This window comes from Veillonella parvula (genome assembly GCF_001553335.1).
Taxonomy (GTDB): Bacteria; Bacillota; Negativicutes; order Veillonellales; family Veillonellaceae; genus Veillonella; species Veillonella parvula_S.
Window position 1 is genome coordinate 48,681 of the sequence record NZ_KQ960810.1, and the last position, 15,067, is coordinate 63,747.

The window sequence follows — 15,067 nt, forward strand, 5'->3', positions numbered from 1 at the left end:
CTCGTTTTTCGTTTATTTTTTGAATTTTTCATCTTTATGCTGTATACTATAGTAAAAGTATATTGCGTAAAATTGATGTAATGATATAAGGCCATTATTATGGTTTGTAGCTATAGAGGAATTAAAGATGAAACGATATCTGTATATGACTTTTGCTGTTTTAGGTCTACTGGGTAGTACCGTTCCTCATGCTGAGGCCGGTAATTTAACAGGGGTGCGCGTATCTAATCATGAAGGTACAAGCCGAATTGTTTTAGATGTATCTGAAATGCCTGTATCTTGGACTCAATCCTATAATGAAGAAACACATGCTCTTACATTGAACTTAGGGGGTACTACAAATGGTTTAACTGGCCCCATATCACAAAATGATAAAAAAACGGGAGTTCTTAAAGGCATTGGCTTACAACCGGTTAATGGGGCCTTACGAGTAACATTAACAGCGAATAAGGATGTACAACATCATGAGTTTGCATTAGAAAAGCCTTCGCGTATAGTAGTGGATTTATTTTCTGGCTATGCACAACAGACTACAAAAGATGTAAATAAATCTGTAACGTATAGCAAAATTAATAACACCGTAGCTGAAGGGAAAATTCAAGCCTTTGCATTGACCGTAGATAATGATTCACCTATGGTGGTGGCGCATGTTCCAGAAGGTAAACCATTATCTTCTGTCACTCAAGCTCATACAGCTATCATTGGAGCAAAGGTAAAAGGAGGCAGTTTTGAACGACCTTACTCAGTGGCGAGTGATGGAGCCATTGATTTAGAGCGTATTTCTAATTGTGGTACGTTACGATATACGCCTAATAGAGGATACTTTATAGAAGAGAAAAAACCTTTGCTTCAAGCTAAAACAAAGAATGAGAGTTTTGTAATCACCTCCGTTGATACGGTTCGTAAAGAGAATGCATTGACCCTTTATACGTCAACTTATGGTCCTTCTACAAAGACCAATGAATATGGTTATGAAGTGACTGTAGCTAATGGCAAGGTTATTAGTAAACAAAAGGGAAATTCTAAAATTGGGGAAAACCAATACGTATTGTCTGGTCATGGCGAATCTGGAAGTGCTTTACGTAAATTAAAAGTTGGAACACCTATTACGATTCAAAATAGAGAAGAACTTGCTCAAGTTAGTACTATCGGTGGAGCTAGTTTAGAAGTGGGCACTATGGTGATGAAAGGCGGTCGCTATGTAGGTGCTGATGAATCTAATAACAAAGGTCGTAGCTTCATTGGAACCACAAAGGAACATGATTTAGTTGTGCTAACAGTTGATAAATCCGAACTTCAATCTGTAGGTGTGACTCAAAAAGAAGGAGCTCAGTTATTGTCTAAATTAGGTGTTGTTGATGGCGCTGAATTATCAAATCAAGGTAGCATTGATATAGTCATCAATGATAATTATGTACACAAATCTTCTGCACCTATGAGTTATGAGGATATAGTAATCATAAAATAGATTCGTTGCATACAATTCTGTTTGAAATATTACTAATAATTTAGTATACTATAAATACATAACTAATTTTGTAAAAGGAGGGATCGTTATGAAAAGAGTAGTGTTAGCTTTAGCTGCATTAGGCATTTTAAGTGTTAGCTCTGTAATGGCGGCCCCTGTATCATACCAAAGTGTATTAACAGGTAAAGTTGCTTCTACAGTTTCTGTTGGTACTTCTGTAACAGAAGGCCAAACATTGGTGACTGTAGAGACATTGGCTGGTCCTATGGCTGCTGCTAAATCTACTGTAACTGGTACTGTAACGGCGGTTAATGTTACAGTGGGTTCAGACGTTTCTCGTGATCAAATCGTTGTCACTGTAGAAAGTAAATAAAGGAGAGAAGGAATGAAGTTTTCTCATTCTTGGCGTCGGTATAGAAAAGCGATACTGGCGCTTTTCTTCTGTACTTCACTTACAACTGCACAGGCTATTGATTTTATGCCTGTCAATGATGTAACAACAGGTATGGAAGGTATTGCAAAAACTGTAATCGTAGGGGATACTATTTCCACCTTTGATGTAAAGGTACTGGGTGTCATGAAGGATAAGGGACCATCTGGTCATCTTATTTTAGCCAAGTTTTCCGGACCCGTTATGGATCAAACTGGTGGCATTGCGCATGGTATGAGTGGTAGCCCTGTATATATAAATGGTAAACTCGTTGGGGCTGTTGCTTATGGCTGGGGGTTTGCGGATGGTACGATAGGTATGATTACTCCTATTGAGGATATGGTCAAACTATGGAATATACCATATGAGAAAAACTTATCTAAACCTTGGGATGATACACAATTGATTCCTTTAGGTACTCCACTTATGGCGTATGGCTTCGATGCGGCATCAATGGAATACTTTAAATCGAAGTTACCACAATATAAATATGAAACATATGACACCGCAAGTGCTAGTGGTGATGAAATTGCAAAACCTTTAGAAGCTGGTGGCTCGGTAGCGGCTTTGCTAGTTGATGGTGACCTTAAATTGGGCGCTATTGGTACTGTTACTCATGTAGATGGTGAAAAGGTTGTTGCCTTTGGTCATCCATTCTTAAAACATGGCTCTTCTAACTATTTTATGCACAATGCAAGTATCTTTACCGTTGTAAAAAGCTATAATGCTGCCTTTAAGCTTGGCTCTATGGGTAAAGAGATTGGTTCTGTTACTGAAGATAGAGGTGCCGGTATTGCAGGTGTATCAGGCGTGATTTCGCCAGGTATTCCATTGCGATTCCATTTAAAGGATATTGATATGGGCCGTGATAGAACTAGTTCCGTCAAGGTTATTGAAGATGGTGAAATGACACCAACTTTAGCAGCTACAGCCTTATACAATATGTTGAATAAAACATTGGATCGCAGTGGCTCTGGTACGGCTACAATTTCTTATACTATTACGCCAAAAGGGAAAGAACATAAGCCATTAACGCGGACAAATATGTTCTACAGCTCTGATTCCATTAGTGAAAAAGCAGTTGATGAATTTTATAATGTCATTGATGTTCTTATGAACAATCGATTCATCAACTATGAAATTTCGGATATTTCGGTTGAAACAAACGTAACGCAAGATAAGAAAACAGCAAAGCTTATCGATGCTTCTGCTTCGTCTACTGTAGTTTCTCCTGGGGATACTATCGTAGTAGATGTAACATTAGAGCCGTTCCGCGGTGAAAAGGTTATTAAACAAATTTTCTTTAAGGTACCTGAAGATCAAGCTATTGGTAAGTATACCTTAGAGGTGCGTGGCGGTGGCGAGATTCCATTGCCATACGTATTGGAAAAACAGAAATATAATTTAACAGATGAAATTTTACGCCGTTTGAAAGTTCATAAAGATTTTGATGAGCTTTATGATGAAATTCAAAAGACAGATACAAATAATCAAATCGTTGTAGAATTTTTGGAAGATGGCATCAGTTTAGTTGATGAAGATGGCTCTCAATCTGTTAAAAAGGCTAAGCTTAAAGATGTGGAATCAAAACCTATGCCAGGGGATGTAAAGAAAAAAACAGGTCAAGAAGATTTGAGTTCTAGTAAGGATGATGAAAAGAAACCTGAAAAGACTGCTGTTGATACTGAGTACATTGTGCAAGGTGATGGTCAATTTACGATTCATGTAATGAAGCCTGCTGATCGGGATAAAGAATTAGCAAAACGTGTCAAAGAAGCGAAACATCAGATTAAGATGGAACGCAAGTTAGAATTGGAAGATCAATCTAAAAAAGATAAAACGGATAAAGCTGAGTCTAAAAAGGATTCTAAAAAAGAGTCGAAAGAGACTAATAAAAAAGATGAGGCTAATGCTGGTGGAACAAATACAGCTGAATAAGTTGAAACTGTAAGGGAAAGGGATAGACTGTTGAGTTGGCTAGAATCGATAGGTCGAGTCGTCATAAACGGCTTATCGCAGATGGGTAGTGCTACATTATTAGTGTGGCAAACAATAAAACAATTAAAAATGATTAATCTGTGGCATGTATTTCAACAGATGGCTCACTTAGGGGTAGACTCCTTGCCTATTATTAGCTTAACTCTACTCTTTGCTGGTGCCGTTATGACCTTACAGATTACAGATGTACTCATTACCTATGGTGCTCAAAGTACAGTAGGTGGCCTTATGGCTGTAGCTATGGGCCGTGAATTGGGCCCTATCTTAGTTGGTGTAGTATTAGCCGGCCGTGTTGGCGCAGCTATCACGGCTGAAATTGGTACAATGAAGGTAACAGAACAAATTGATGCCCTACGTGTTATGGCTGTTGATCCTGTTGGTTACCTCGTGGTACCGCGTGTAGTAGCGTGTATGATTATGGTGCCAATTTTGGCATTTTATGGTGTTGTTATCGGTATTGCCGGTGGTTACTTTGTAGCCACTGTTATCAAGGGTTTGGCGCCTAGTACATATTTAGACTCTATTCAAATGTTTTCTACCATTTCAGACTTCACCTTAGGACTTATAAAGTCTAGTGTGTTTGGTGCTGTCATTGCATTGGTAGGTGCTTATAAGGGCATGGAAACTAAAATGGGCGCAGAAGCTGTTGGTTTTTCCACTACTAGTTCTGTAGTAACTAGTATTATTCTAGTATTTGTATTAAATTACTTTTTATCTACATTGTTATTTTAGTGGATATTTTTAGAGGGATTTATGATTGAACTACGCAATGTTGTAGTTGCCTACGAGTCACGTGTGATTTTAGACTCTGTTAATCTCACTATTAATGATGGGGAGACGTTAGTTATATTAGGCGGCAGTGGTAGTGGTAAAAGTACATTACTTCGCTTATTAATAGGTTTACAACGTCCTACATCAGGGCAGATTATCGTAGATGGCACAGATATAACTACATTATCTGAAGATGAATTTAATACGGTACGAAGAAAAATGGGGATGGTATTCCAATATTCAGCTTTGTTTGATTCTATGTCGGTAGGTGAGAACGTAGCTTTTGGTTTGCGTCAACATACGAAGTTAAAGGATGACGAAATCAAACGCATTGTGGCAGAAAGACTCGATTGGGTTGGTTTAAAGGGATATGAGTCCTATATGCCTAATGAGTTATCTGGTGGTATGAAAAAGCGGGTTAGCTTAGCTCGTGCTATAGCACTAGATCCGAGCTTAATTCTTTATGATGAACCTTCATCAGGGTTAGATCCTATTACATCAGGTACGATTAGTATGCTAATTAAGGGAATGCAGAATCGGCTTGGTTGTACTTCTATCGTGGTAACACATGATATGCAGTCAGCATTCTATGTTGCTGACCGCATAGCTTTACTCGATCAGGGGCATTTTGTAGAAATTTCTGATACAATAGAATTTAAGAATTCTACAAATAAGAAGGTACAACAATTTATTCATGGTGAAGCAGAGCCGATTAACGAATCTGCGATGGGAGATATATAATGAAGTGGACGACGGAGGCCAAGGTAGGGGCTTTTACAATAATAGGTATAGTTCTATTCATTGCAGGCATACTATTTGTAGGCCGTATCGATATATGGGCTAAACCGCAAATGACAATTACAGGTGATTTCACTCAAGTAAATGGCCTAAAAAATGGGAATCAGGTTAAATTTTCCGGCGTGGCTATCGGGACTGTTTCTGATATTGAAATTACACCGCGTGGCGTTGTGGTTAAGATGAAACTTGATGAAAAAACGCAGATTCCAAGTGACTCGATCTTTTCCTTGGGGTCAGATGGTTTTTTAGGTGATAAATTTATTCAAATTTCACCAGGACAGTCTAAAGTATATTTACAAGATGGTGACTCCGTTAAAGGTGAAGGCGTTGATGCTGTGGATAAGGCCATGCAGAGTGCACAAAAATTAATGGATGGTACTGAGAAGATGCTACAGTCTATTAATAGTATTATTGGTGATCCTGCAACTCAAAGTGCACTTAAATATTCTTTGCAATCTACAGCTGTGATGGCTGATAATGCGGTAGCTATTACACAAAATATGGCGGATGTAACGGCTCAGCTAAATCAAGCAGCACAACAGTTTAATGCTGATGGTAATGCAGGCAATGATATGCGTGCTATTTTAACTAATTTAAAACAAACTACTGATCGTGTAGATAATATGGCTCGTACCATGGAATCAACTGTAACAGATCCTAAAGCACAAGAAAATATTAAGGAGACTTTACATAATACGGCACAGATTTCAGCTCGCATCAATAAATTGATGGGCGGAAAGGCGTACCAAACGGATGTAAATGGAAATAGTGTAGAGGTTGGTATGACTGAAAAAAAGTCATCTACCAAGATTGAACCATCTGTAGATTTGTTGTATAACACAACGGATAATGAATTCCGTGTCAATGGTAGAGTACGTGCCTTTAACAATAAAGGAATGGCTGAAATTGGCCTTTCTAATATGGGTGATGATACTACTTTTGATCTGAATGCAGGTCGATTTATTAGTTCTAAATGGTTAGTGCGTGGTGGTATTTTTGAAAGTGAATTGGGTCTTGGGGTGGATTATAACCTCCGTGGTCCTGTGTCCTTATCAGCCGCGCTATATGACCTTAATCATCGTAAATATCGTATTCGTAGTGATATACGTTTGCATAAAGATACCTATGGCGTTATTCAAATGACCAGACCGTTCAGTTCTACGAATGGAGGTACCTATTTCGGTATTAAACAAGTATTCTAATGACTAACACATTTACTCTATATGAGTATGGAGGTACATATTATGAATAAAAAGGTTCTTTCCTTAGGTGTAATGCTTTCTTTAGTTACTACTGGTGCATTCGCCGCTGATGTAGTAACTACATCCGTTAACAACGGAGACCAATTAAGCAAATATCAAAAAGAAGCTATTCAATTAACACAAAAGCAATTAGCAGAAAAATCTGTTTTAGACAGTAAAACCTATGAACGTACATTAGCTTTAAACGAAGCCCGTACGGTTGATTTAGCATTAGCTAATAATCGTACAGCTAAGCAAACTAAATGGGGTTATGAAGCTGCTAAATCTGCAGTAAGCCAAGTAGCAGCTAGTAAGAATCCAAGTGTTAGTTATGGTTGGAGTGCTCAAAAAACGGGCGGTGACACAGGTAGTGGCAAATCTGGTAGTCATAACTTCTCCATTAGTGCGCCTGTATTCAATCCACAACTCGATGCAAGCATTGATTCTGCACGTTATACTCGTGAAGGTACTGGTGCTAGCTATGAAGAGGCTTTACAACAAGCAAAATATGATGCTCTTAACGGTTATTATACATTGATTATGAGCCGTAATATGGTAGATGTAGCACAACAAGCTGTTAAAGATTATCAAGGTCATGTAACCAATGTAGAGGCACAGTATAATGTTGGTTTAGTGGCGAGCTCCGATGTATTGGCCGCTAAAACAAATCTTGATGATTCTCAAACATCTCTTGTAAAAGCGCAAAATGCTGCAAATTTAGCAGAGGCGAACTTAAATCAAGTTATTGCATACCCTGCACAAACAGCTATTACTACAGTAGAGCATGATTTACAATATAAACCATATAATGTAACCTTGGAGCAAGCGAAAGCATATGCTATGCTTCATCGTTCCGCTCTTGTTAAATCAGCTCTTGATGTAAAATCTGCGGAAGAAGCTGTAAAATCTGCTAAGGCGGGTTATTTGCCTACGGTTGCTGTAAAAGCTGGTCGTGGCTATGGTGATCCAGATGGTTACTTTGGTACAAGCACAAAGTCCTGGAGTGTTGGTGCTAGTGCTACTTGGAACTTATGGGATGGTGGTGCAACACAAAATGCTATTAAAAAAGCAAATGCACAACTTGAACAAGCAAAAGAAGCTAACTTGGCAACTGTTGATGCTGTATTGTTAGCCGTACAAAAAGCATACTTGAATTTACGAGCTGCTGAACAAACAATCCAAAGTACACAAACTGCAGTCGCACAAGGTCAAGAAAGTTTCCGTATTGCTACGCTTCGTTACCGTGCAGGTGTTGGTACGAACCTTGATGTACTTGATGCAGAAACTAAGTTGACAACAGCTCGTAATAACTATGTAGAAGCTCTTTACAATTACAATATTAGCATTGCGGCTCTTGAACAATTAACAGGCGTTCCATTGTCTACACCTGTAGGTCAAGGTGCTGAAGTTATCGCTAATAGTGGTGCTGTTGAACAATTGTCAAAACTAGGCGGCAATCAATAATATGATCTTTAAAAAGACGACTTCGGTCGTCTTTTTTTCTTGTAATGGACATTATAGACAATGAGTGTTCTTGATAGGTTTTATAAAATTCACTCTGAAAATACTATAGTTATTACTGTGTCTGTGGTAAGATTAGTATATATATTTATATTATTCATAATGTGTATGGGAGTATCATTATGACCCGTAAAAAGTGGTTCCTTATCGGTGCAGCGATTTTAGGTTTGTCTGGTATTGTTGGTGCCAGCATCAATCCTATGGCTCAAACTTACATTGCACCTATGGTTAAAGAACAAGTAAATAATGTCATAAACGGATCTATAGACTATGATTCTCTCCGAATTAATTGGAATGGTGATGTTGTTCTAACAGATGTGATTATTAAAGATAGAGATGGACATTTAGTTGGAACTGCTCAAGAGGTAGCTGTAGGAGTTAAATTATCTTCTTTACCGAAGATCATTGGTGGCAACACATCAGGGGCTACGACTATTTCTAGTGTAATCGTCGAGGCGCCAGATTTTCATATATGGCAACTAGCTGATGGGTCGTGGAGTATAACTAAATTAGTAAAACCATCCGATCCAAATAAGTCGGGTACTTTTGATGGCTCTGTGACTATTAATGATGGTCGCGTAGCGCTACGTACTAAAGATGGAATAAAGAGGAATGTAGAAAATCTTGATGGGACCATGGCGCTTGATATGAGTGGCATCTCTAAAGGTGCCTTTACTGCTGATGTAGATGGTTCCGCAATTACCTTGAATGGCAAAATTGATATGAACAATGTATCTAATTTTGATCTCTTTGTACAAGCTGATGAAATTGATACTGCTGGTATTATGAGTTTTGTTCCACTTCGTAAGGATCTATCTGTAACGAGTGGTAAGTTACAAGATTTACATTTAAATCTTAAAAGTGAAGATGGCAAATACATTATGAGTGGTAATGTAGGCTTTAAAGGTTTAACAGGCACTTATAAACGGGGTAATACAATTTATAATATTACCGATGGCACGGGTCGCATTATGCTTAATAATGATCAAATCGTTATTAGTCGTAGTTCTTGGAGGGTAAATGATCAAGTAACAAAGATCAATGGCTTAGTTACACTAGGCAAAGATGAAGAGTATTTAAATCTTAATGTTGTGGCCGATAAAGTAGATTTAGAGGCGATAACAGACGTCGGTGTTTCTGGTATTGTAGGTGGGCGTGCACATATTGGTGGTACGACAGTAGCTCCTCGTGTAGATGCAACGATTGCTAGTGATGGTATTTCTTATAATGGTTACTATATTGATCGTTTACAAGGTGATATTGTATATGATAACGGTTTAGTTCGTACGGATGATGTGCGCCTATCAGTAGGCGAAGGTAGTGCAAAGGTTAAGGGCCAATATGTGGTTGATACAGGGGATTTTGATACTACTATAAAGATTCAAAATTTACCTTTAGGCACTTTCACAAAAGATATGACCTCACCGGTTACAGGTAATATCGATGGTGAGATGCGTATCTTAGGAAAAAATAATCAAGTTACAGATGTTGTAGGCGCTGTTGAAGGTCGCCAAATAGGCATTCGCGGTGTTGTAGTTGATACTGCAAAAGCTAACTTTACGCATGCTGATAATAGTACAAATATGACTGTTGTAGGCACTATAGGAGATGGGGCACTAAGCGGATATGGCTATATCCAAAATGGTAATATAGATGCCACTATTTCCGGTAATGCATTGCCATTGACCGCACTAAGTCCTATTATTGGTCAAGATGTTGATGGCACCTTGAATACCTCTTTTGCGATACAAGGTACATTGGATAATCCAAATGTAATGGGCACTGTATGGGGTCAAGAGGTACATTATAAAGGGGCTCGATTCAATAATATCCATGGAGATATTAAGCTAGATAACCATATTCTCACTATCACCAATGGACATATTGGTGATGGCGATGGGGGCTATGATGTTAATGGTTGGTATAATCTTAATACAGATGTGTTAGATCTAAATGCCAAGGCTCGGGCTGCTCGTATTGAAAATGTGATTCGTACTGTTACAGATGTTCCTATTACAGGTTGGTTTGAAACAGACAATCATATTACAGGGACGGCTGCAAATCCGATTATAGAAGGTCGTGCTCATTTGTGGGATGGTTCTGCTTATGGCAAACTCGTGACCAATGCGTTTGCAAAATATAACTATCAGAATGATACATTAGAGCTTTATAGATTTGATATTGAAGGTTATGGTGCAACTATCACAGGTGGCGGTACAGTATCTAAAGAAGTAATTAATATTGATTTTGAAGGCAAAAAAATTGATATGGGCAGATTGCTCATTAATACGGATTACAAAGTTAATGGTTTGCTATCTGGTCGAGGACAAATTACTGGATCTGTAGATAACCCTCAATTCAATGGTTATATTTCATCCGATGCCTTATCAGTTAATGGGGAATTATTGAACGATATTCATGGTCGTGTTTATGCAGATAAATCGGTTGTAAATGTGCAAGATTTCACCTTTGCTGAAGCCGATGGTGGTCGCTATACTGCTAAAGGTGGTATGAAGTTTGATGACAGTAGACAACTATTTGGTGTATTAGATGTTACTAATGGTAGCGTAAAGAATTTGCTAACCTTGCTAGACCGGTCCAATGAACATATTGATGGCAAATTAAATGGTTCTGTTGAAATCGGAGGTACACGCGACAATCCAAGCGTTAATGTAACAGGCAAGATTAATGATGTAAGTATTGATGAAAAGATTGTTGGTGATGCAACTATCGATGCAAGTCTTGCTAACCGTAAATTCAAAGTTACAACTTTGAATTTACCTGTTGGTGAAGGTCTCATTGCAATAGGCGGCACGATGGATCTTGATGGTCAAGCGGACTTACAGGTTGCATTAAAGGATGTTGATATAGTACCGTTCTTGCCACTTATGGGTAAGGATATTCAAGCTACTGGTTGGGTAACTGGCGTTGTAAATATCACTGGGGAAACTAAGAATCCTAAAGTAGAATTATCCGGTGCTGTAGAGTCGGGGTCCTTTAATGGTGTTGGTATTGATGAAGGTTTTGTATTGGCTACAATGCAAGATCAAGTTATTCAGATTCAACGAATTCAAGGTGCCAAAAGTGGGTATAAGCTAAGTGTCTATGGTAAGATTCCATTAGCGGCAATCTTTACGTCTGGGTATATTCCAGCAAATGATAGCAAATCTATGGATGTAACTATTGATTTTAACGAAGCAGATATGGCTGTTATTCCTCTTCTTACAACTAGTGTTAAGGAGGCAACAGGTCCGTTAAAAGGCACGGTTCACATTACAGGCACTATTGATCAGCCTGAAGCATATGGTACTGTATCGGTACGTAATGGTACGATGAAATTGGCAAGTGTAGAAAATCAAATTACTGGTATTGATGGTGACTTAATTTTCTCTGGTCAACAAGGTGATTTCCAATCCCGTATTAATATGGGCAAAGGCTCAGCTGGTTTGGCTGCTAAAGTAAATTGGTCTGGACATACTCTTACTAATTACAAGGCGGCAGTTCAGCTAGAAGATTTAGAGGTTCGCAGTGAATATGTAAGAGGACCGTTGAATGGTGAACTTTATATTGCTGACCGAGATGGATTGCCGACCCTTATTGGTACTTTAAATCTTGAAAAGATTCAATTCAAAATTCCTCTTTCCTTACAATCTAGTGAAAGTACCAAAGATATGGGGGTGGATGTTACTGTTCATGCGGGTAAAGGTGTACGTTTATATGATCGCACCTTATACAACATGTTTATCAGTGGCGATGTTCATTTTGGTGGATCCTTACAAAATCCAACTGCTAGTGGTCAATTCGATGTTAGAAATGGCACGTTTAAGTATTTGAGCCATGTATTTAATATTACAAAAGGGAATGCCCATTTCGTAGGTGGCTCTTATTTACCAAACTTACAATTAGAGGCTGAAACAAATGTAAGTAATTACACTATTATGCTTGGCGTAAAAGGGACAGTGGATCATATGGACTTATCATTGGCCTCTAATCCTACATTGTCTAGAAAGCAAATCATTTCCATGTTGACCTTCGGCCGCGGTGCAGATTCAAATAGTAGTACTTTGACAAATGAAGATGTGAATGCTGTGGCTACAGCAGGGCTTCAAATGTTTGCTTTTGGCTATGTACAAGATGCATTACAAAATACACTTGGGTTAGACCGCATCAATATTACAACAGGGTCAATTGATCCCGATGAGCCAACCAATAGGGATACGGCAAGTAATTATAATATTGAAATCGGTAAATATGTATTACCGAGAGTCATGTTGACTTATTCTCAAGGTATTAATAACAAACAAAATAAATATGGTATAGAATATTCTGTTAAACGAAACCTTAAGTTCACGGGATGGCATACATCAAAAGGGAACAATTATATAGGTGGTCGTTGGACACGTAGCTTTTAAGAGTATGACTAGAATGTGTAAACCCCTTAGGTATGCACATTCTAGTCATATTAATTTCATAAAATTTGTTTAATATAGTACTCATTCCAAGCAATTTATGCTATAATGATAAAGATTTATTAGTCTTTATAAATAAGATGTAAACTCTTTATGGGGATGAGTTCTAGGAGGAATTTATGTTTAAACCAAAAGCTTATAAAAGTATGCTTGCAGCGTCCGTGTTGACCGCTGTCATGGGGACAGGCAGTGTATTTGCTGCTGAGGTACAAGCTGGCTATACTCCAGATTTAAATAGCACAACGACGACTAATGCTGCTACAACAAATGATGCAGCTACTACACAAGCTGTTTATAATGCTGATGCAACTACTACAACTATACAAGATGAAACTGATGCAGCTATCTTAGCTGCTCGTGGTGATACGACTATATCTAGTGACGGCACTGTAGTAAAAGGTTCTGATGGAACTGTTACAGTCAATAATGCTGCTTTAAAAACTGATGATAAACAAGTAAAAATGGTATCTAAAACTACTGGTGGTACTGATCTTGATAAGGCTGCTGAAAATGGCCAAACTCAAGCTGTTACAACAGTAGAAGCACAATATGTCACATCTGCTAGTGCAGAATCTGTTAATCCTTACGTAGGTAAATTGATTACCGGTTTATCTATATCTGGCGTTACAGCTGAACAGCAAGCAAATTTGTTGCCAATTTTAACTGAAAAAGTTGGCGATGCCGTATCTGTTGATGGCGTATTTAAAGATGTAACTAATCTTGGTAATACTGGTTACTTCTCCGAAGTAAATCCTGTATTCACTTCCGTGCCTGAAGGCGTAAAACTGGACTTTGCCGTAACAGTAAATCCAGTTACTACTGGCGTTTCTTTTGAAGGTAATACTGTATATTCCTCCGAAGTATTGACTAAGTTCATGGACATTCAACCAGGTCAAGTTCTTAACTCTGTATCCGTAGGGCAAAAAGTTCAAGGTATTAATGCTGCATATGCTCGCGATGGCTATATGTTAGCACACGTTGATGGTGTTCGTGTAGATGACCAAGGCGTACTTCATATACACATTGTTGAAGGTATCGTAGAAGATATCATTCCAGCAGGTAACAAGAAAACTCGCAATAAAGTTATTACTCGTGAATTTGTTCAAAAGAAAGGAAAACCTTTTAATAAATTCTTGGCACGTCGTTCTGTAGAACGCGTATATAACTTAGGTTTCTTTGATGACGTAAACGTTCGTATGTTGCCAGGTGAACAAGATCCAAATAATGTAATTATTGAAATCGATGTATTGGAACATAAGACTGGTACCATCACATTAGGTGCTGGTTACTCTAAATCTGATGGGTTGATGGGTATTGTTGAATTCGGTGAAGATAACTTCCGTGGTACTGGCGATAAATTTAAAGTTCACTGGGAAATCGGTGGTAAGAAAAAATATAAGAACTACCAAATCTCCTACTTGAAACCTTGGATCGATAGCAAAGGTACATCCCTTGGCTTCTCCTTCTTCAACCGCGAAGATGAATACACAGATTACAATGAAGATGGTAATGAAGTAGCAGAATACAATAAGAAATCTCGTGGTTTCAATATTTCCTTCGGTCGTCAAACTGGGGAATATACTCGTGATTACTTGACATTAGAATCCCGTAAAGATTCTTATAAATGGGATGATGATGATAGCTCTGGTTTCCGTTATGATAAAAATGCGGGTAAAGGTACAAACTGGGATAATGGTTCCTATAACTTCGCATCTGACAACTATGTAAAAAATAACTTCGGTCGCATTAACTCTGTAACATGGCAAAAAGTATACGATTCTCGCGATAATATCTATGAACCAACTCGTGGTCGTCGTATTTCCTACACTACACAATGGGCTGGTCATGGTTTGGGCGGTGACTTCGACTTCTACAAATTCACAGCTGAAACTCGTATGTACAAGAAATTGGGTGCTAAAAATGTATTGGCATTCCGTGCACGTGCTGGTTTCATCCAAGGTGATGCTCCTTATAGCCAATTGTTCACATTGGGCGGAGCTGATTCCTTACGTGGTTATGAAGATGATCAATTCCGTGGTAAGAAGATGTACAATGCTACATTGGAATTCCGTTTCCCAATTGTTAAGAAAGTTAGCGGTGTGTTATTCGGTGATATTGGTGATGCATGGGATGCACCAAATGTTACATGGTATAACAGCAAAAAATCCTTTAACTATGGCGTTGGTGCTGGTGTTCGTATTACAACTCCAATTGGTCCTGTTAAACTTGACTATGGCGTGGGTAAACACAAAAATAAATTCCACTTCAGCTTCGGTACACAATTCTAATATAGTAAATGTATATGGTGAAGGCCTCTTTTTAAAGAGGCTTTCACCAATATCTCTATATGGCATCCTTTGATGCAGTGATT

General features: G+C 38.3%; 9 protein-coding genes. All 9 read left to right on the forward strand.

The features are described from left to right. The first annotated feature begins 127 nt into the window (after positions 1 to 127). The 9 genes from HMPREF1865_RS08770 to HMPREF1865_RS08810 all read left to right on the forward strand — a co-directional run bounded on the left by HMPREF1865_RS08770 (position 128) and on the right by HMPREF1865_RS08810 (position 14,984). Positions 128 to 1,468, forward strand: coding sequence for a phosphodiester glycosidase family protein (locus tag HMPREF1865_RS08770; protein ID WP_060919861.1), 1,341 nt, complete (start codon positions 128 to 130; stop codon positions 1,466 to 1,468). 88 nt (positions 1,469 to 1,556) lie between these two features. Next, on the forward strand, positions 1,557 to 1,841 hold the full coding sequence (locus HMPREF1865_RS08775; protein ID WP_004695449.1) for a biotin/lipoyl-containing protein: 285 nt from the start codon (positions 1,557 to 1,559) through the stop codon (positions 1,839 to 1,841). A 12-nt stretch (positions 1,842 to 1,853) separates the two neighbouring features. Next, positions 1,854 to 3,836 (forward strand): SpoIVB peptidase S55 domain-containing protein, encoded by a 1,983-nt coding sequence (locus HMPREF1865_RS08780; protein WP_004695451.1) that lies wholly within the window; start codon positions 1,854 to 1,856, stop codon positions 3,834 to 3,836. Positions 3,837 to 3,866: 30 nt separating this feature from the next. Beyond that, on the forward strand, positions 3,867 to 4,628 hold the full coding sequence (locus HMPREF1865_RS08785) for an MlaE family ABC transporter permease (RefSeq protein WP_004695453.1): 762 nt from the start codon (positions 3,867 to 3,869) through the stop codon (positions 4,626 to 4,628). Positions 4,629 to 4,649: 21 nt separating this feature from the next. Continuing rightward, a complete protein-coding gene (locus HMPREF1865_RS08790; protein WP_004695454.1) occupies positions 4,650 to 5,408 on the forward strand; it encodes an ABC transporter ATP-binding protein in 759 nt (252 codons plus the stop codon). Next, complete coding sequence (locus tag HMPREF1865_RS08795; RefSeq protein ID WP_024061015.1) at positions 5,408 to 6,667, forward strand: MlaD family protein; 1,260 nt, start codon at positions 5,408 to 5,410, stop codon at positions 6,665 to 6,667. Before HMPREF1865_RS08790 ends, HMPREF1865_RS08795 begins: the two co-directional genes overlap by 1 nt. Positions 6,668 to 6,709: 42 nt before the next feature. After that, positions 6,710 to 8,170, forward strand: coding sequence for a TolC family protein (locus tag HMPREF1865_RS08800; protein ID WP_060919862.1), 1,461 nt, complete (start codon positions 6,710 to 6,712; stop codon positions 8,168 to 8,170). Positions 8,171 to 8,349: 179 nt separating this feature from the next. After that, complete coding sequence (locus HMPREF1865_RS08805) at positions 8,350 to 12,639, forward strand: translocation/assembly module TamB domain-containing protein (RefSeq protein ID WP_060919863.1); 4,290 nt, start codon at positions 8,350 to 8,352, stop codon at positions 12,637 to 12,639. A gap of 176 nt (positions 12,640 to 12,815) precedes the next feature. Continuing rightward, complete coding sequence (locus tag HMPREF1865_RS08810; protein WP_060919864.1) at positions 12,816 to 14,984, forward strand: BamA/OMP85 family outer membrane protein; 2,169 nt, start codon at positions 12,816 to 12,818, stop codon at positions 14,982 to 14,984. The last annotated feature ends 83 nt before the right edge of the window (positions 14,985 to 15,067 follow it).

Coding starts and splice junctions, on each gene's coding strand:
- HMPREF1865_RS08770 (WP_060919861.1), top strand. CDS start 128: ATGAAACGATATCTGTATATGACTTTTGCTGTTTTAGGTCTACTGGGT.
- HMPREF1865_RS08775 (WP_004695449.1), top strand. CDS start 1,557: ATGAAAAGAGTAGTGTTAGCTTTAGCTGCATTAGGCATTTTAAGTGTT.
- HMPREF1865_RS08780 (WP_004695451.1), top strand. CDS start 1,854: ATGAAGTTTTCTCATTCTTGGCGTCGGTATAGAAAAGCGATACTGGCG.
- HMPREF1865_RS08790 (WP_004695454.1), top strand. CDS start 4,650: ATGATTGAACTACGCAATGTTGTAGTTGCCTACGAGTCACGTGTGATT.
- HMPREF1865_RS08795 (WP_024061015.1), top strand. CDS start 5,408: ATGAAGTGGACGACGGAGGCCAAGGTAGGGGCTTTTACAATAATAGGT.
- HMPREF1865_RS08800 (WP_060919862.1), top strand. CDS start 6,710: ATGAATAAAAAGGTTCTTTCCTTAGGTGTAATGCTTTCTTTAGTTACT.
- HMPREF1865_RS08805 (WP_060919863.1), top strand. CDS start 8,350: ATGACCCGTAAAAAGTGGTTCCTTATCGGTGCAGCGATTTTAGGTTTG.
- HMPREF1865_RS08810 (WP_060919864.1), top strand. CDS start 12,816: ATGTTTAAACCAAAAGCTTATAAAAGTATGCTTGCAGCGTCCGTGTTG.